This is a genomic window from Alsobacter metallidurans, assembly GCF_014636935.1.
Classification (GTDB): domain Bacteria; phylum Pseudomonadota; class Alphaproteobacteria; order Rhizobiales; family Beijerinckiaceae; genus Alsobacter; species Alsobacter metallidurans.
In genome coordinates this window covers 1604528-1621035 of record NZ_BMES01000001.1, presented here as the reverse complement: position 1 = coordinate 1621035, position 16508 = coordinate 1604528, and the positions used below count along the sequence as shown (strand labels likewise).

Annotated in this window: 16 protein-coding genes and 2 pseudogenes; 12 read left to right on the top strand and 6 right to left on the bottom strand. The window is 63.4% G+C overall.

The window, feature by feature from the left end:
* Window positions 1–849 precede the first annotated feature (849 nt).
* The 9 genes from IEV99_RS07410 to IEV99_RS07370 all read left to right on the top strand — a co-directional run bounded on the left by IEV99_RS07410 (window position 850) and on the right by IEV99_RS07370 (window position 9002).
* Entirely contained in the window at window positions 850–1104 is a 255-nt protein-coding gene (locus IEV99_RS07410) for a hypothetical protein (RefSeq protein WP_188517025.1), read from the top strand.
* Window positions 1101–2558: a TolC family protein gene (locus IEV99_RS07405; RefSeq protein ID WP_188517024.1), complete on the top strand. Its 1458-nt coding sequence runs from the start codon at window positions 1101–1103 to the stop codon at window positions 2556–2558. The genes IEV99_RS07410 and IEV99_RS07405 overlap by 4 nt, the downstream gene beginning before the upstream one ends.
* 12 nt (window positions 2559–2570) lie before the next feature.
* On the top strand, window positions 2571–3986 hold the full coding sequence (locus IEV99_RS07400; RefSeq protein WP_188517023.1) for a multicopper oxidase family protein: 1416 nt from the start codon (window positions 2571–2573) through the stop codon (window positions 3984–3986).
* 20 nt (window positions 3987–4006) lie between these two features.
* Window positions 4007–4489, top strand: a complete 483-nt coding sequence (locus tag IEV99_RS07395; RefSeq protein WP_188517691.1) for a cupredoxin domain-containing protein — start codon at window positions 4007–4009, stop codon at window positions 4487–4489.
* A gap of 18 nt (window positions 4490–4507) precedes the next feature.
* Window positions 4508–4801 carry a copper-binding protein gene (locus tag IEV99_RS07390; protein ID WP_188517022.1) on the top strand — a complete coding sequence of 98 codons (294 nt, stop codon included), beginning with the start codon at window positions 4508–4510 and terminating at the stop codon, window positions 4799–4801.
* A gap of 47 nt (window positions 4802–4848) precedes the next feature.
* Window positions 4849–5517, top strand: a complete 669-nt coding sequence (locus IEV99_RS07385; protein ID WP_188517021.1) for a copper-binding protein — start codon at window positions 4849–4851, stop codon at window positions 5515–5517.
* A 70-nt stretch (window positions 5518–5587) separates the two neighbouring features.
* Window positions 5588–7945, top strand: a complete 2358-nt coding sequence (locus IEV99_RS07380; RefSeq protein WP_188517020.1) for a heavy metal translocating P-type ATPase — start codon at window positions 5588–5590, stop codon at window positions 7943–7945.
* 130 nt (window positions 7946–8075) lie between these two features.
* A complete protein-coding gene (locus tag IEV99_RS07375; RefSeq protein ID WP_188517019.1) occupies window positions 8076–8438 on the top strand; it encodes a DUF305 domain-containing protein in 363 nt (120 codons plus the stop codon).
* 150 nt (window positions 8439–8588) lie between these two features.
* Window positions 8589–9002 (top strand): recombinase family protein, encoded by a 414-nt coding sequence (locus IEV99_RS07370; RefSeq protein ID WP_308469356.1) that lies wholly within the window; start codon window positions 8589–8591, stop codon window positions 9000–9002.
* 614 nt (window positions 9003–9616) lie between these two features.
* Here IEV99_RS07370 and IEV99_RS07365 read toward each other — a convergent pair.
* The 5 genes from IEV99_RS07365 to IEV99_RS07345 form a co-directional block, all read right to left on the bottom strand.
* Window positions 9617–9940, bottom strand: a complete 324-nt coding sequence (locus IEV99_RS07365; RefSeq protein WP_188517018.1) for a YnfA family protein — start codon at window positions 9938–9940, stop codon at window positions 9617–9619.
* A 62-nt stretch (window positions 9941–10002) separates the two neighbouring features.
* Complete coding sequence (gene arsH / locus IEV99_RS07360) at window positions 10003–10731, bottom strand: arsenical resistance protein ArsH (protein WP_188517017.1); 729 nt, start codon at window positions 10729–10731, stop codon at window positions 10003–10005.
* Window positions 10728–11756, bottom strand: coding sequence for an ACR3 family arsenite efflux transporter (gene arsB, locus IEV99_RS07355; RefSeq protein WP_188517690.1), 1029 nt, complete (start codon window positions 11754–11756; stop codon window positions 10728–10730). The genes arsH and arsB overlap by 4 nt, the downstream gene beginning before the upstream one ends.
* Window positions 11757–11796: 40 nt before the next feature.
* Window positions 11797–12252, bottom strand: coding sequence for an arsenate reductase (glutaredoxin) (gene arsC / locus IEV99_RS07350; protein ID WP_188517016.1), 456 nt, complete (start codon window positions 12250–12252; stop codon window positions 11797–11799).
* The gene (locus tag IEV99_RS07345; protein WP_188517015.1) at window positions 12249–12605 is read right to left on the bottom strand and encodes an ArsR/SmtB family transcription factor; all 357 of its coding nucleotides are present in this window, start codon (window positions 12603–12605) and stop codon (window positions 12249–12251) included. Before IEV99_RS07345 ends, arsC begins: the two co-directional genes overlap by 4 nt.
* Window positions 12606–14064: 1459 nt before the next feature.
* Here IEV99_RS07345 and IEV99_RS07340 point away from each other — a divergent pair.
* On the top strand, window positions 14065–14451 hold the full coding sequence (locus IEV99_RS07340; RefSeq protein ID WP_188517014.1) for an ArsR/SmtB family transcription factor: 387 nt from the start codon (window positions 14065–14067) through the stop codon (window positions 14449–14451).
* A 70-nt stretch (window positions 14452–14521) separates the two neighbouring features.
* A complete protein-coding gene (locus tag IEV99_RS07335) occupies window positions 14522–15439 on the top strand; it encodes an arsenic resistance protein (protein WP_308469355.1) in 918 nt (305 codons plus the stop codon).
* Window positions 15440–15591: 152 nt separating this feature from the next.
* Here the strand turns inward: IEV99_RS07335 and IEV99_RS07330 are convergent.
* Window positions 15592–15780, bottom strand: a pseudogene (locus tag IEV99_RS07330) (IS630 family transposase); the annotation flags it as partial.
* Window positions 15781–15825: 45 nt separating this feature from the next.
* On the opposite strand from IEV99_RS07330, the pseudogene IEV99_RS07325 reads away from it, so the two are divergent.
* Window positions 15826–16503, top strand: a pseudogene (locus tag IEV99_RS07325) (transposase); the annotation flags it as partial.
* Between the last annotated feature and the right edge of the window lie 5 nt (window positions 16504–16508).

The following is a 16508-nucleotide window of genomic DNA, read 5'->3' as shown; positions in this document are numbered from 1 at the left end:
TTCGTACGACACGAACAAGCGGCGTAGTTCACACTCAGGAAATCGGAGAGCTTTTTAGGCTGGACACCTTAGAGGATCGTTCCGGCGGCCGCGCACTTGTAGAAAGCCGGGTCGCAGATCTTAACCGCAAAATAGCCGAGCTTCAGTGCGTCAGCGATGCCCTCCAGAAGCTGGCGAGCAAGTGTAGGGACAGGAGCACCGGGCCGTGCTCAATCCTAGTCGCATTCGACCAGTGGCGCCTTGTCGGCTTGCCTGCTTCCCCCAACTATGAGACAAATCCGCTTTTACAGGAGTGTCTCCTACTTGCGCTTCAAGGCCCAGATCATTGGCTTCCTGCTCGCAATCACTTTCGCGATGGCGCCTTTCGCCATGCCCAAAGCGATGGCGCATGAAAGTCATCGTGCGGCTGCGGCGACCTATGTGATAAAGGAGCATGCTCTGCAATCAGCCCACGCGCACAAGGGCGCACACGGGCCGGCCTCTGCGTGCGACCCCACTTTGAAAGGCTGCGAGGGGACTCAAGGCGCACAGCCTGATGGAGCAAAGGGGTGCTGCGGCGTGGGCCTTTGCCTTGCGTTTCAGATCAGTAGTAGTTCGCCTTTAGAATCCCCCTTGGGAACAACGTCGGTCTTGTTCTTAATCAGGGATGAACAGGTAAAGGCCTCGACGACAGGCGGCCTAGACCGCCCGCCGCGAACCATTTGAGCCAGGCAGCGGGCGCTTGATCGCCCGCACCCTTCGGCGCGCCCGCTTGCCGGCCGCCTCGCCCTGACTCATCCGGTATCCCGCTCCGCGATGATGGCTCTCCAGGCCATCATGCGTTGAATGGCGACCGGGACGGACATCCCGATGAATCCGATGACACTCGCCATCCTGGGCATGCTTGCCCCGCTGGCCGCATGCTCGTCCGCGACGCCGCCTTATCTGACGGCTCCCGCCGACCCGACCGTCGCGATCCGCCAGCCCCGATACGCTCCCGTCGGCGCAGGCGTCCGCGCCTACGACGTGGTCGAGCCGAAGGACTGGCGCGAGCTGAACCGCAGCATCGCGCCGGGCGCCCCCGAGCGCGGCGGCTCGAATGACGCTGCAAGGAAGGGCCGATGATCATGGCCCGCATCTCACCAATCATATTCACCAGCATTTCGCTGCTGCTTGCCGGCTGCGCGTCCTTCTCTTCCGATGGCGGCCTCTCGACGGCGCAGGGGCTCGCCCAGTCCGAGCTTGGCAAGGACATCGTCAAGGTCTCGGATGAGGCCTCTGCTGGCTTGGTCCAGCGCCAGGCCGAGGCGCTCCTGCGCCGGCCTCTGACGCCGGACGGCGCTGTCCAGATTGCCTTGTTCAAGAACCGGGGCCTGCAAGCCTCATTCAACGATCTCGGGGTTTCGGAGGCCGCCTACGTGCAGGCCACATTGCCGCCAAGCCCCCGGATCGGCCTGTCCCGCCTTGGCGGCAGCCTCGAACTCGAGATTGAACGCCAGATCCTGGTCGGACTGTTTGAACTGGCGACATTGCCGGCCCGCGCTGCGATTGCCGAGCAGCGTTTCCGAGCGGCCCAGTTTCGGACGGCCGAGGCGGTGCTCCGCCTCGCTGCAGAAACACGCCGCCAATACTATCGGACAGTGGCCGCCAACCAGCGCGTCGCCTTCATGCAGCAGGCGCTCGGGACGGCGGCCGCTGCCTCCGAACTCGCCAAGCAGCTCGGCGAAACAGGCGCGATGAATAAGCTTGAGCAGGCGCGTGAGCACGCCTTTTACCAGGAACTCGGGGCGCAGCTCGCACGGGCCCGCATCGACCAGCAGGTGGAACGCGAGCGGCTGATCCGGCAGCTCGGCTTATGGGGGCGGGACATTGACTTCCGGCTCCCAGCATCTCTGCCTGCTCTGCCTTCGGCCGTTCCATCAGCCCGCGATGTCGAAAGGCGTGCGCTCGAAAAGCGCGTGGACCTGCAGGCGCTCAGGCACGACCTGGATGCAACCGCCGGGCAGTATGGCTTGGCGGGCGCAACGCGGTTCGTATCCGACGTTGAGCTGGCCGGCCTGTCCAACTACGAGCGCAGCAAGAGCGTGGTCGAGGGACCGGACGGCCCACAACTCGAACGCGACAAGATTAGACGGCGCGGTCTGGAGGTGGAGTTCCAGATCCCGATCTACGACTTCGGCGCTACCGGCGTGAGGAACGCCCAAGAGGCCTACATGGCGGCCGCAAATCGCTTGGCCGAGCGCGCCGTCAACGTGCGGTCGGAAGCGAGAGAGGCCTATCTCCGCTATCGCGGCAACTACGACCTAGCGCGCCACTACCAAGGCCGCGTCTTGCCCTTGCAAAAGACCATCCAGGACCAGGCGCTGCTGCAATACAGCGGCATGCTCGTGGATGTGACTGCACTGATCACGGACGCGCGCGCCCGCGTCTTGAGCAACGTAGACGCCATCAATGCACGCCGCGATTTCTGGATCGCCGCAACCGACCTCAAGGCGGCCCTTGTGGGCGGCGGGGTGGGCGGCGGCGAAAGCAGCGCGGCCGCGACAGCCTCGGCCGCACCCGCGGCCGGCGGCCATTGAACGGGAACCACCATGAACCTATCACGCAGAGGCCTGCTCGGCGCAGGCGGCGGACTGGCGCTCGTGGGCGCATCCGCCATCAGCGGCCGCACCCAGGCGGCGGGCTTGCCCGAGGCGCCCACTATGGACCAGGCCACGATGCAGCCCCCGCTGTTTCCCCAGAGCGGCCCGGACTACCAGCCCGTCGTGACCCTGAACGGCTGGACGCTGCCGTGGCGGACCAACGGGGACTGGAAGGAGTTTCACCTCGTGGCCGAGCCCGTGGTGCGGGAACTCGCGCCGGGCATGAAGGCGCATTTGTGGGGCTACAACGGCCAGTCACCCGGCCCGACCATTGAGGCTGTCGAGGGCGACAAGGTGCGCATCTTTGTCACCAACAAACTCCCAGAGAACACGGCCGTGCATTGGCATGGGCAGCTTCTCCCGAACGGCATGGATGGCGTCGGCGGGCTAACGCAGCCCCACATCCCACCCGGTAAGACCTTCGTGTACGAGTTCATTCTGCAGAAGTCCGGCACCTTCATGTACCACCCCCACTCGGACGAAATGGTCCAGATGGCGATGGGCATGATGGGCTTCTTCGTGGTCCATCCCCGCGACCCGACGTTCCGCCGCGTCGACCGCGATTTCGTGTTCCTCCTGAATGCCTTCGACATCGAGGCCGGCAGCTACGTGCCGAAGGTGAACACCATGTTGGATTTCAACCTGTGGTGCTGGAATTCGCGGGTGTTTCCGGGCCTCGATCCACTGGTCGTGCGCCAGGGCGACCGCGTGCGGGTGCGCTTCGGCAACCTGACTATGACCAACCACCCGATCCACATGCATGGCCATGACTTCAAGGTCTCCTGCACGGACGGGGGCTGGGTGCCTGAGGCCGCAGCCTGGCCGGAGGTTTCGGTGGACTGCGCGGTCGGCCAAATGCGCGCCTTTGACTTCGTGGCCGACAAGCCGGGCGACTGGGCCATCCATTGCCACAAGTCGCATCACACGATGAACGCAATGGGCCACAGCGTGAAAACCTATATCGGAGTCAACATGAAGAAGACCGCGCCGGCGCTGAAGAAGATCGCTGCCGGCTACATGCCCATGGGGGGCTCCGGCATGGGCGAGATGGGCTCGATGGAAATGCCGCTGCCCGACAACACGCTGCCGATGATGACCGGTTTCGCCCAGTTCGGGCCGGTGGAGATGGGCGGCATGTTCTCGGTCGTGAAGGTTCGGCCCGGGCTGGCCGCCGACGATTACCGGGACCCGGGTTGGTACAAGCACCCGGAGGGGACCGTCGCCTACGAGTGGACGGGCGAGAAGCTCGCTGAACCAGTCCGATCCTCTGGTCCCGACAGCGGCGTGAAGGCAACTGAGTTCCGCGCTGTTGACCCGCGCACCCGGCCTGTGAAGGCCGCCAGCGCCGGCCACGGCAATCATTGAACAACACACGGAGAAACAGGATGACAATGCGATTGATGGCCGCCTTTGCGGTCCTGGCTCTTTCAGGCGGGCTGGCGCTGGCTGGTCCGGGGGCCCCAGGGCACAGCCACAAAACCTTTGGCGCTGGTGAGCCCGGCGACCCGAAAAAGCCGGTTGCGAAAACCATCGAGGTCTCCATGCACGAGACCGACGACGCCAAGATGAAATTTGCTCCCGATCGGATCGAGGTGAAACGAGGCCAGCAAGTCAGGTTTGTGCTCAAAAATCAGGGCAAGGCGGACCACGAATTCATGCTCGACACGATCGAGCACAACGCCAAGCACAAGATCGCGATGGAGAAGAACCCGGACATGGAGCACGACGATCCGAACGGAAAGCGGCTCGCGCCGGAAGGTTCGAACGAGATTGTCTGGCGCTTCACAAAGGCGGGAACCTTTGAATTCGCCTGCCTGATCCCTGGCCACTACGAGTCCGGCATGCACGGCGTCGTGGTGGTCAAGTAACAACCCAGGAGGATCCACATGAGGAAGATGTCTCTCATTGTCGCAATGATGTCCGGATTGGCCGCCGGATCCGCTCTTGCGCAAACGACTCCCACTGTCGCCGGCAAGGTTGAGAAGGTCGACGCCGCTGCCGGAAAGATCACCATTGACCACCAGGCCATCCCGAACCTCGGCATGGATCCCATGACCATGGTCTTTAAGGCGCAAGATCCCGCGATGTTGAAAACAGTTAAGGCCGGCGACAAGGTCCAGTTCACTGCTGACCGCGTGAATGGCCAGATCACCGTCACCTCTATCAAAAAGGGCAAATAAGCCCATGCCGCCCCGCTCGGCGGGGCGGCCTTTCGGAAAGGCCGCTCATGACACGCATTGTCATAATAGCCGTTGCATTCGCCGCCGGGGCTCTTGGCTCGGCGCTCCTACCAGCCAGCCGTCCGGCCTTCGCCCAAGCCGCTCGGGGAGCCGCGGCCGCGTTCGAGCGGGTCCGGGAGGTGATGACGAACCGGGTTCGCGACACGCAGTTAGCCGGCGAACCGGACCATGACTTCGCCCTCCTTCTACTCGCCCATCACGAGGACGTCGTGTTCCTCGCCCGGACGCAATTGGAATACGGCGGCGACGCCCGGCTGCGCGATATTGCGCAGAAAATCGTTGATGACCAGAACCGGGCTATCGCAGAGGTGAAGGAGTGGCAGGTCCGGGCCAAGCCTCCCACTGCACGCGCTCCAACAGTTGCCGTGAACCCGACCCCTGCTCCTGCGGCGCCCCCATCGAAACCGCCCGCGGCCGCGCCGAGCCAGGAGCTCCCGACGGTCTCGGGGACGGTCGAAAAGGTGGATGCGGCGGCAGGCAAGATCACCCTCGATCACGCCGCCATTCCCAACCTGAACATGGACGCGATGACAATGGTGTTCCGCGCCCCGGACGTGTCCGTCCTGAAGGGCGTGAAGGCGGGCGACAAGGTCCGCTTCCAGGCCGACCGGGTGGATGGGCAGATCTCGGTCGTGAAGATCCAGAAGGGGAAGTGAGCGGGCCACCCTTCTGTTCTGGGAGAGGTTACCGCTGCTTCAAGACGCCATCAGCGGCGGGAGTATCACCATGACCCAAGACCATGCTGCGCACGTACACGCTGATCATCTTGGAGGGAACCCCGCTGACGTGGTCGAGGGTACCGCCAAGGACCCGGTTTGCGGCATGTCCGTGGATCCTCACAAGACCAAGTTTCGTGCCGAACACGCCGGCGCGCCGTACTTTTTCTGCTCGGCCGGGTGCCAGTCCAAGTTCAGGGACGACCCCGAACAATACGTGACGCCGGCCCCGAAGGCGGCGGCACCTATGCCGGAGGGGGCGATCTACACCTGCCCGATGCACCCGCAGATCCGCCAGGTCGGCCCGGGCTCCTGCCCGATCTGCGGCATGGCTCTGGAGCCCGTGGTCGCGGCCGCCGGCGAGCACGATAACTCCGAACTGAAGGACATGAGCCGCCGGTTCTGGGTCGGCCTCGTCCTAAGCCTGCCGGTTCTGGCGCTGGAGATGGGCGGCCATCTCACAGGCCTAGACCGCTACGTGCCGCGCGGCGTCTCGAACTGGGTTCAGATGGCGCTGGCGACGCCAGTTGTGCTGTGGGCCGGCTGGCCATTCTTCATACGGGCCTGGGCGTCGCTCGTGAACCGCAGCCTCAACATGTTCACGCTCATCGCCATGGGGACTGGTGTGGCCTGGGCCTACAGCATGGTCGCAGTGCTGGCGCCGGGCTTGTTCCCGCCCGCCTTCCGGGGTCACGACGGATCCGTGGCGGTCTACTTCGAGGCGGCGGCCGTGATCACGGTTCTCGTGCTGCTCGGGCAGGTGCTGGAGCTACGGGCGCGCGAGAGCACCGGCGGCGCAATCCGCGCTCTGCTCGACCTCGCACCCAAGACGGCGCGCCTCATAAGGTCGGACGGGAACGAAGAGGAAGTCCAGCTCGACACCGTCAAGGTCGGAGCCCGCCTGCGCGTCCGACCGGGCGAGAAGGTTCCGGCTGACGGGACTGTGGTCGAGGGGCGAAGCGCCGTGGACGAGTCCATGGTCACTGGCGAGTCCATGCCCGTCACTAAGGGCGTCGGCGACGCCGTGATCGGCGGCACTATGAACCAGTCGGGCGCATTGGTGATCGAGGCCCGCAAGGTCGGCCGCGACACCATGCTTTCGCAGATCGTGCAGCTCGTAGCTGAGGCGCAGCGTAGCCGCGCGCCGATCCAGCGGCTCGCCGACCAGGTCTCCGGTTGGTTCGTCCCGGCGGTGATCGCCGTCGCCATGTTGGCATTCGGCGCCTGGGCAATCTGGGGTCCCGAGCCACGCTTCGCCTTCGGGCTTGTCGCCGCCGTGTCGGTGCTCATCATCGCCTGTCCCTGCGCGCTGGGCTTGGCGACGCCGATGTCGATCATGGTCGGCGTGGGGCGCGGCGCGCAGGCCGGCGTGCTGATCAAGAATGCCGAGGCCCTGGAGCGGATGGAAAAGGTCGATACGCTCGTAGTGGACAAGACCGGGACTCTAACTGAGGGGAAGCCGGCCCTCACGGCCATCGTTCCGGCAGAAGGGTTCTCTGAAACAGAAATCCTGCGGCTGGCCGCCACGGTAGAGCGGGCGAGCGAGCACCCGCTTGCCGTCGCGATCGTGGCAGCTGCCGAAGCCAAGGGCGTCGATCCCGGCGAGCTGGCGGACTTCGACTCGCCTACCGGCAAGGGCGCGCTTGGAATTGTCGACGGCCGTCCCGTGATCCTCGGCAACGCCCGATTCCTGGCCGAGAAGGGGGTCAACGTGAGTGCGCTCGCCGCAACGGCCGATGAGCTGCGGCAGGACGGCGCCACGGCCATCTTCGTCGGCGTGGATGGCAGGGCCGCCGGCATCCTGGCCATCGCTGATCCTGTGAAGGCGACCACGGCGCAAGCACTCAAGGCGCTGCGGGAAGAGGGCGTCCGCGTTGTCATGCTGACCGGCGACAATCGCACAACTGCCGAGGCCGTAGCCCGCCGGCTGGGTATTCCCGAGGTAGAGGCGGAGGTCCTGCCCGAGCAGAAGAGCGCAGTCGTCGAGAAGCTCCAGCGAGAGGGCCGTGTCGTTGCCATGGCGGGCGACGGCGTCAACGATGCCCCTGCGCTGGCCGCCGCCGACGTGGGTATCGCCATGGGGACCGGGACAGACGTGGCCATCGAGAGCGCCGGTGTGACCTTGCTGAAGGGCGACCTGACCGGCATCCTGCGGGCCCGCCGCCTCTCGGAAGCGGTGATGAGCAACATCCGCCAGAATCTGTTCTTCGCGTTCGCATACAACGCACTAGGCGTTCCGGTGGCGGCGGGTGCGCTTTACCCGTTTTTCGGCGTGCTTCTCTCGCCCATTATCGCAGCGGCCGCTATGGCGTTGTCCTCCGTGAGCGTGATCGGCAATGCCGTCCGGCTACGGTCCGTGCGGCTTTGACTGCAACTTTTAGTGCGCCTGTGGGCGGGTCTTGAAACATGGCACTCGGCTTCGTGTGGCGCTGGCCGAGAACGCGATGAGGGTCGCCATGGCGATCTGGATGTTGCTGATGTGAAAACGGAGACCGACAATGACTATGAAAGCGTCTGCTCTTGCCCTTGCACTCCTCGCTGCTCCCTCCATGGCGCTGGCTCAATCCAGCCCGATGCAGGGCATGGACATGAAGGGGGCAACCAGTCCTGCCACCCAGGACTACATGCGGGCGATGCAAGGCATGAACGAGAAGATGCAGGGAATGAAGCCTGCCAACGATCCCAGCATGGACTTCGTCATGATGATGAAGCCGCACCATCAGGCGGCGGTGGAAATGGCGCAGGCCTACCTAAAATACGGAACTGATCCGAAGCTGAAGCGCATGGCGCAGGACGTCGTCTCCAACCAAAAAAAGGAAATCAAGGAGATGACTGCCTGGGAAAAAAGGCACGGCATGTGAACTGAGCGCAAACGTTTCGGGTGGGCATCATTACGTGGTGCCCACCTTGGTCGCAGATTGCGGATCGCCGTTGATCGTGATCGCAGGACTGTCCGTCCTTAATGGCACCTCCACAATGACCCGAAAAGCGCTTTGTGAGGGCTACCCATCATGGCTTCCGGTCGATTCGTCGCCTACTTTCGAGTGTCCACGCAGGAGCAGGGCCGCAGTGGCCTCGGCCTCGATGCACAGCGCGACGCTGTGATCCGTCACCTGAACGGCGGCGACTGGACGCTAGACGCTGAGTTCGTAGAGATCGAGTCCGGGAAGCGCTCCGATCGGCCAAAGCTCGTCTATGCGATCAAGCTCTGCCGCAAGACGAAGGCGACGCTGGTGATCGCCAAGTTGGACCGGCTGTGGCACGACTGCCATTTCATCTCGGGGCTGATGAAGGCGGGCGTAGACTTCATCGCGGTCGACAACCCGAACGCCAATCCGTTCCACATTCACGTTCTCGCGGCCGTTGCCGAGCACGAGCGCGCGATGAATTCGGCTAGGACTAAAGGCCGCACTGGCAGCTGCTAAGGGACGCCGACAGCGTGATGGACTTCCTCCCCTCGGCAACCGGACGAACCTGCCGGAGGCTCGGGCCTTGGCGAATGCAGTCCGCACGGTCAACGCCGACAAGCATGCGGCGAACATCCAGCCGATCATCCAGCAAATCCGAGCGACTGGCGCGACGACGCATTGGCCGGGCACGCTGTCCGATTCGAGCGCACAATGGACACCCACGCTGCGAAGATCACCAATGCGCTGACGGTCAGCAGTGGCGTTCGCATGGGCGCGAGTGTTTCGAGAGCAGAGAAGACCCCCGCTCCTGCCCCTTACCCGCCAAGAAAAAGAGGCGATACACAGCAGGACGATGCCGCAAAGGCGCCCGTGCCAGTGATAGCTCCAACTACCGCGAGCAAACGAACGGCAGCACGCTGCAGGACCGCCTTCTGCTTGTCTTGTGCCAACGCGGGCGCATTCTCGGCCGACATGGTCGCCTTCATCAAAAGTCGGCCTGCTGTGGCTCTTGTAGCGGCCGCAAGCTCAACACGTCTTGCACGCGGCCGATCACAAAGATGCGAGATAAGGGCACGTCGCTGTCGCTAACTGCCCCCTCTAAGACGGGCCGAACGGCTTTTCTCTACTGCTCAACCACTGCGAGGGCCGAAAATGATAATCGAGGTGCCCAGAAGGCAGATTGCCCCTCCGGCCAGGTCCCAACGATCCGGCCGGTGGCCCTCGAACCCCCAAAGCCAGAGGATCGCGGCGACGATGTAGATGCCGCCATAGGCAGCGTATGCACGCCCCGCCGCTTCACTCTCCACAAGGGTCAGCAGGTAGGCGAACAAGGCGAGTGAAACCATCCCGGGCAGCAGCCAGTAGGGGGATCGGTCGAGGCGCAGCCAGGCCCAGAAGGCAAAGCAGCCTGCGATCTCGGCGAGCGCCGCTCCTGCGTAGGCAAGTAAGCTCATGACCCTATCTTGCACAAACCCGAGAACCTGGCCAACTCGGCGGGGCATGTAGTTCGATTGGATCAGATCGCGCTGATCTTCGTTCGGGCTTCCGATTTGACCGCGTCCTCTTTCCTCTCGGAATAGCGGTCGGTCAGCTGCGCGGTGTGCGGGCGCATCAGCACCGTGACGCGCACCAGCTCCTCCATCACGTCTACGATCCGGTCATAATAGCTGGATGGTTTCATGCGGCCGTCCGCTTCAAATTCCTGAAACGCCTTTGCGACACTGGATTGGTTCGGGATTGTGAACATGCGCATCCAGCGGCCGAGCAGGCGCAACGTGTTCACCGCATTGAACGACTGTGAGCCGCCCGACACCTGCATCACGGCGAGCGTCCGCCCTTGCGTCGGTCGGATCGCGCCCATGCTCAAGGGCAGGTTGTCTATTTGCGCTTTCATCAGGCCGGTGATTTGGCCATGCCGTTCAGGGCTGCACCACACCTGGCCCTCCGACCAGATCGAATGCTCGCGCAGTTGATGGATCGCGGGATGCTCGTCGCCTTTCACTTGGTCAGGGAAGGGCATGTCACACGGATCGAAAATGCGAACCTCCGCACCGAAGAACTGCAAGAGTCGGGCAGCCTCCTCCGTCGCCAAGCGCGAGAAAGAACGCGGGCGCAATGATCCATAGAGCAGCAGGATACGCGGCGGATGGTCGAGGGGGCCGAGATCAAGGGCTGGCCGCTCGATCACGTAACGCCGATCGAGCGCGGGCAGATGGTCCGGGTCGGATAACTGGCGAAGCCTCATACGGCAGCGCCCCGCTCGTACCAGCCGCGTGAGGCTTTCACGATTTTCACTACCGACAGCATCACCGGAACCTCGATCAGCACGCCGACCACGGTTGCGAGCGCGGCGCCGGACTGGAAGCCGAACAGCGCAACGGCTGTCGCCACCGCCAGCTCGAAGAAGTTGCTGGCGCCTATCAGCGCGGAGGGTCCGGCCACGCACCACTCGACGCCGAGCCGACGGTTCACCCAATAGGCCAGCCCGGCGTTGAAATAGACCTGGATGAGAATAGGCACCGCCAGCATGGCGATGACGGCCGGTTGCCGCGTGATCTGCTCGCCCTGCAATCCGAACAGCAGCACGAGCGTCAGCATCAGCGCACCGAGCGACAAAGGCGACAGACTTTTGAGCGTCCGCGCCAGCCCAGGCTCGCCACCCTTCAAGAGGAGCGCCCGCCAGAGCTGCGCCACGATCACCGGCACGATGATGTAGCTGGCGACCGACAGCAGCAGCGTTCCCCATGGCACAGTGATGGAGGATAGGCCGAGCAGCAGCCCGACAATTGGCGCGAACGCCACCACCATGATGGAATCGTTCAAGGCTACCTGCCCGAGCGTGAAATGCGGCTCTCCATCCACGAGGTTCGACCACACGAACACCATGGCCGTGCATGGTGCGGCGGCCAGCAGGATCAGGCCCGCCGTGTAGCTGTCGATCTGATCGGCTGGGAGATATGGCCGGAACACATGGGCAATGAACACCCAGGCGAGCAGCGCCATCGAAAACGGTTTGACCAGCCAGTTGATGCCGACCGTGGCAGCGATCCCCTTCCAGTGCACGCCGACCGTACCAAGCGCAGCCAGGTCGATCTTCAGCAGCATTGGAATGACCATCAGCCACACCAGCACTGCCACTGGCAGGTTCACTTTCGCGACCTCGGCCTCGCCGATCAGGTGGAATGCGCCCGGAGCCAGGCGGCCGAGGACAATGCCGACGACGATGCACAAGCCCACCCATAGCGTCAGGTACCGCTCGAACCCGCTCATGGATGGGGCTTTGGTGGCAGAAGCTGCCCCTGCAACCGCTTCATTCATGGCGAGGGCCTTCCGGGGCGACACGGCGGCCGGAGGCGTCAACGACGCGCTCGCCATCCTCCTTCACGAATGCCCCCTGTTGTGGGTTCGGGAGCAGATCTAGAACCGCTTCAGACGGCCGGCACAGCTTCACGCCGAGCTGCGAGACGACAATCGGCCGGTTGATGAGGATGGGGTGCGCCATCATCGCATCGAGCAGCTGATCGTCCGTCAGGCTTTCGTCGGACAGACCCAGCTCTTGAAACGGCGTTCCCTTCTCGCGCAGCACCGAGCGCACGGAAACGCCCATGCGCCCGATCAGCGAAGCCAGCAGGGCCCGCGCTGGCGGCGTTTTCAGATACTCGATTACATGCGGCTCGATCCCGGCATTGCGGATCATGGCGAGGGTATTGCGCGACGTTCCGCACTCGGGGTTGTGGTAGATCACCACGTCAGCGGGCGCGATCATGCGCGGGCTCCTTCAGCCGGGCAGCAGGGGCCCGTTAGTTCCGCAATCAGCGGTGCACACAGCTCGGCTCGGCCTCCGCAGCAATCCTGGACAAGGTAGAGCGTTAGCGTGCGCACGCCGTCCAGGTCGGCGCGGTAGATAATCGAGCGGCTATGACGTTCAGCCGTTGCCAGCCCTGCCCGTGTCAGAACCGAGAGATGTGCCGACATGGTGTTTTGTGGGACGTCGAGCTGCCGGGCGACTTCCCCAGCTGCTAGGCCCTCCGGCTCGTGCTTCACCAAGAGGCGGAAGGCCTCAAGGCGGGTCGACTGCGACAAGGCCCCCAGGGCGGCTGTAGCGGTTTGTAAATCCATGCATCCAGAATAGTAGATGAAATTGGGAAGGCAAGTCGGTTGTATGATCCTCTCTAGCTACCCTGCGCGGGCGCTCACGTTGTGAGACCGGGATGGGTCCTGCTTTGGTTTTGATCAGAGTAGGCACTTGTACAATTTCCGCCGAGATCCGCCGCGCCTCTCCCAGGTGAGATCCCCTGCCCGGCGATCGGCGTAGTAGACGCAGGGAGCCCGCACCCTGGCGAGTTCACCCGGAACATGCTGCCGATATCCTCCACGCCCCACCGACCCGCGGGGATGCCGCCCAGCTCGGCCCCTCGCATTTCAGCACCGCCGGCAGCCGGGCGATGGCATTGGCGACTCGCTCGGCCGTTGCGGCGTCATCTGGCTCATGAGGGAGCTGCGGCCCTCGAAACCGGCGTACCACTACCGGCAGCCCGTTGCGTCGGGCACGTGGAACCCGCCTGGGATGCGAGAGGCGGACCAGGGTGGCGGAAACCCGCGGCTGGGATTTGTGGTCTGGGCGTCAGCCACGATCCGCGCTGAGCTGGGGATACCGGAAGGCGACACCTGAAGCGCCGGCCGCCTTGAGCAGCCTTGCAGCTGTGCCCGATGAGATTGCACCGCTCAGTTCTGCCGGGTGTATCTCAAGCGCGATCGGGGCATCCGTCCACGCAGTGGAATGGACCCAGGCAAGGACCATGGTGTTGCAAGCGCTTCGGCGAAATGTGACATCCACATAGCGCGATCGATCAAGGGCGTTGCCGTCGTAGGCATCCCGCAGATATCGACGAACCATCATGGCTCCTCAGATTCTCGATCAGAAGCGAAACACCAATCCGCCTAGCAAATTTAGACGGCTGCTGGATAGCGAATTGACGGGCAATGATCGCAAGGACGATTGCGAGTGAAGCCAGCCCGAGGACGGCGACGCCCATGCTTGTCGGCGACATGGAGGTTGTGCACGCGGCCGGCCCGGCTACAGCGTGCAGGATCGAGCATCCAAAGCCCCCGGCCGTCCTGACGACCTGATCCATCGAACCGTCCTGCAGGTGTCGACCCCGCCAGTGCGCTGGCAGCGGGGCCGTTTCCGAGCCAGAGGCGGACGTCCCCAGCGCGAAATATGCTGCCTGTAGATGGTTAAGGCCACGCCAACGCGTTGCGCAATGGCCGTTGCAGCCGCGCTGGTGGATTGAATCTGACGCTTGGTACCCGCCGGAGGGTGTCCTGACGCCTCGGGAAGAGCGGCGCGGTCCTGCCCGGTTGCAGACATTGCGAAGGTCGCGGGTGGGTCGAAAGCAGACAGGCTGGCCCCGACGTTCCATAATCCCATTATCGGATTGAACAATCCTTCGCGCATGGGTGAACAATGTATCTCGCGGGCGAAAGTCACACCAGATGATCGCGTGATTTTTCGCCCTTGCGCCTCCGCCACTGTCACGGGATATTGCTTCAATGGTTCTTGAAACGTTGAAGCATTATGGATGAAGTCCGAGCCTTGGGGGCCTTTGCCGCGCTCTCGCAGGAAACACGGCTGCGGATCGTCCGAATGCTGGTGAAGGCTGGGGCCGAAGGGATGGGCGCGGGCGCAATCGCAACCGCGCTCGATGGCTCCGCCGCATCGAGGGTGTCATTCCACCTGAACCATCTGGAACAAGCGGGCCTGATCGTCAGCCGCCGTAAAGGCCGCTCGATCATCTACAGCGCGATATTTCCGGCCCTGTCCGATCTGGTCGCCTTCCTGATGCGCGACTGCTGCGAGGGGCATTGCGAGGTCTGCGACCGCGCTATCGCCCTGTTCGCGCAATGCACCGGACGCCCGACCGCCGAGACCACGCCCGTGCGCCGGAATTTCGTCTGCACCTGATCCCTATGGCCTTTAACCATCAAGCGACAATGACATGACTCCACTGCGCGACACGCTAGAATCCCAACAGGTGAAAATCTATTTCGGCACGATCATCGTGGCCGTGCTGCTCTCCCTCGTCGTTCCGGCCACGACCGAGCTGGAAGCAGGCATCAATCCGGCACTCGCGTTGATGCTGTTCGTCACCTTCCTGCAAGTGCCTCTGGCCGATCTCGGCAAAGCTCTGTTGCGCGTTCGCTTTCTCGCAGCGCTGCTGATCGCCAATTTCATCGCCGTGCCGCTGCTCGTGCTGGCGTTGATTCAGTTTCTGCCTGCCGATCCCATGGTGAGGCTCGGCGTGCTGTTCGTGCTGCTGACTCCCTGCATCGACTATGTGGTGACGTTCGCCCATATCGGGCGGGCGGATGCGAAACTGCTTCTCGCCTCGACACCCGCCCTGCTGGTGCTGCAAATGCTTCTGCTGCCGGTTTATCTCGGCCTGTTCCTCGGTGACGACGCGGCGGCTCTGGTACAGATGGGGCCGTTCCTGCATGCCTTCGTCTGGCTGATCGCCATTCCGCTCGCCCTCGCTGCGGTCGTCCAGCTCGGCGCGACCCGTATCCCGAAGGTGGAGCGCGTTGCCGCCGCCCTCGGCCTCCTGCCGGTGCCTGCGACCGCGCTCGTCCTGTTCATGGTGTTCGCGTCGGTGGTGCCGCAGCTTGGCCTTGCGTTCGACAATGCGGTGCGAGCTGTGCCGATCTATATCGCCTTTGCGCTTGCCGCCCCTTTGATCGGGTGGGGCATTGGACGACTGGCCGGACTGCATGCACCGGCAGGGCGGGCGATTGCGTTCAGTGCCGCAACGCGCAATTCGCTTGTGGTGCTGCCTCTGGCGTTCGCCGTTCCAAACGCCATGCCGTTACTGCCCGCGACCATCGTGGCGCAAACAGTGGTCGAGCTTATCAGCTCGTTACTATACATGAGATTCATACCAAAACTTGGTAATTGAAGAATATCTTTTGTTCCATAATGGCGGTTATCGGTTTTGGGATCGCCGCGCCGCGCGAGGATTCCGGAGTCCGCAACGGGTCGAACTTCCCCGTTAGCTGTTTTCCGGAGAGTGGACATTCGGCGCTGACGCCGCACTGCCATGGCCAAAGGTTAGCGGTTTGACTCCAGCACCTGGTGCCCGCGCGAGGCAGCGGCGATGATTTTGTCGGGATCGGCGGTCCAGACGAAGGGTTTTGACTGCTGGTTGTGGTCGAAGACGAAGCGGTTGATCGCGGCCTGTAGATCGACGACGCCCTTGAAAACGCCGCGCTTGAGACGGCGCCTGGAGAGGATGGCGAATGTCCGCCGTCAGCGCTTTTGAGACAGTTTAGGGGTTTTCGGGAAGGGTCATCGGTGTATCGGCTGCTGAAGGCGCATGATCTGATCACCAGCCCGGCTTACATCGTCATCAAGGCGGCGTCCGAGTTCAAGGACAAGACGACCGCGCCCAACCAGCTCTGGCAGACCGACTTCACCTACCTGAAGATCACGGGCTGGGGCTGGTATTATCTCTCGACCGTGCTCGACGACTTCTCCCGGTTCATCGTTGCCTGGAAGCTCTGCGCCACGATGCGGGCGGACGACGTCACCGCCACGCTCGATCTGGCGTTGGCGGCATCGGGGCTCGACCAGATCACGGTCGCTCATCGACCCAGGCTGTTGAGCGACAACGGCAGTTCCTACATCTCTGCCGACCTCGCCACCTGGCTCGAAGGCAAGGGCATGCAGCATGTTCGCGGCGCGCCCTATCATCCCCAGACGCAGGGTAAGATCGAGCGCTGGCACCAGACCCTGAAGAACCGCATCCTGCTGGAAAACTACTATCTGCCCGGCGATCTCGAACGGCAGGTCGCGGCCTTCGTCGAGCATTACAACCATGCCCGCTACCACGAGAGCCTCGGCAACCTGACGCCCGCCGATGTCTACTTCAGCCGCGGGCAGGCCATCCTCACCGAACGCGAAAGGATCAAGCGCCAGACCATCCAGGAGAGACGCTTGCAGCATCACTTGCAGGCCGCATAACCTCA

Coding starts and splice junctions, on each gene's coding strand:
- IEV99_RS07410 (WP_188517025.1), top strand. CDS start 850: ATGAATCCGATGACACTCGCCATCCTGGGCATGCTTGCCCCGCTGGCC.
- IEV99_RS07405 (WP_188517024.1), top strand. CDS start 1,101: ATGATCATGGCCCGCATCTCACCAATCATATTCACCAGCATTTCGCTG.
- IEV99_RS07400 (WP_188517023.1), top strand. CDS start 2,571: ATGAACCTATCACGCAGAGGCCTGCTCGGCGCAGGCGGCGGACTGGCG.
- IEV99_RS07395 (WP_188517691.1), top strand. CDS start 4,007: ATGACAATGCGATTGATGGCCGCCTTTGCGGTCCTGGCTCTTTCAGGC.
- IEV99_RS07390 (WP_188517022.1), top strand. CDS start 4,508: ATGAGGAAGATGTCTCTCATTGTCGCAATGATGTCCGGATTGGCCGCC.
- IEV99_RS07385 (WP_188517021.1), top strand. CDS start 4,849: ATGACACGCATTGTCATAATAGCCGTTGCATTCGCCGCCGGGGCTCTT.
- IEV99_RS07380 (WP_188517020.1), top strand. CDS start 5,588: ATGACCCAAGACCATGCTGCGCACGTACACGCTGATCATCTTGGAGGG.
- IEV99_RS07375 (WP_188517019.1), top strand. CDS start 8,076: ATGACTATGAAAGCGTCTGCTCTTGCCCTTGCACTCCTCGCTGCTCCC.
- IEV99_RS07370 (WP_308469356.1), top strand. CDS start 8,589: ATGGCTTCCGGTCGATTCGTCGCCTACTTTCGAGTGTCCACGCAGGAG.
- IEV99_RS07365 (WP_188517018.1), bottom strand. CDS start 9,940: ATGAGCTTACTTGCCTACGCAGGAGCGGCGCTCGCCGAGATCGCAGGC.
- arsH (WP_188517017.1), bottom strand. CDS start 10,731: ATGAGGCTTCGCCAGTTATCCGACCCGGACCATCTGCCCGCGCTCGAT.
- arsB (WP_188517690.1), bottom strand. CDS start 11,756: ATGAGCGGGTTCGAGCGGTACCTGACGCTATGGGTGGGCTTGTGCATC.
- arsC (WP_188517016.1), bottom strand. CDS start 12,252: ATGATCGCGCCCGCTGACGTGGTGATCTACCACAACCCCGAGTGCGGA.
- IEV99_RS07345 (WP_188517015.1), bottom strand. CDS start 12,605: ATGGATTTACAAACCGCTACAGCCGCCCTGGGGGCCTTGTCGCAGTCG.
- IEV99_RS07340 (WP_188517014.1), top strand. CDS start 14,065: ATGGATGAAGTCCGAGCCTTGGGGGCCTTTGCCGCGCTCTCGCAGGAA.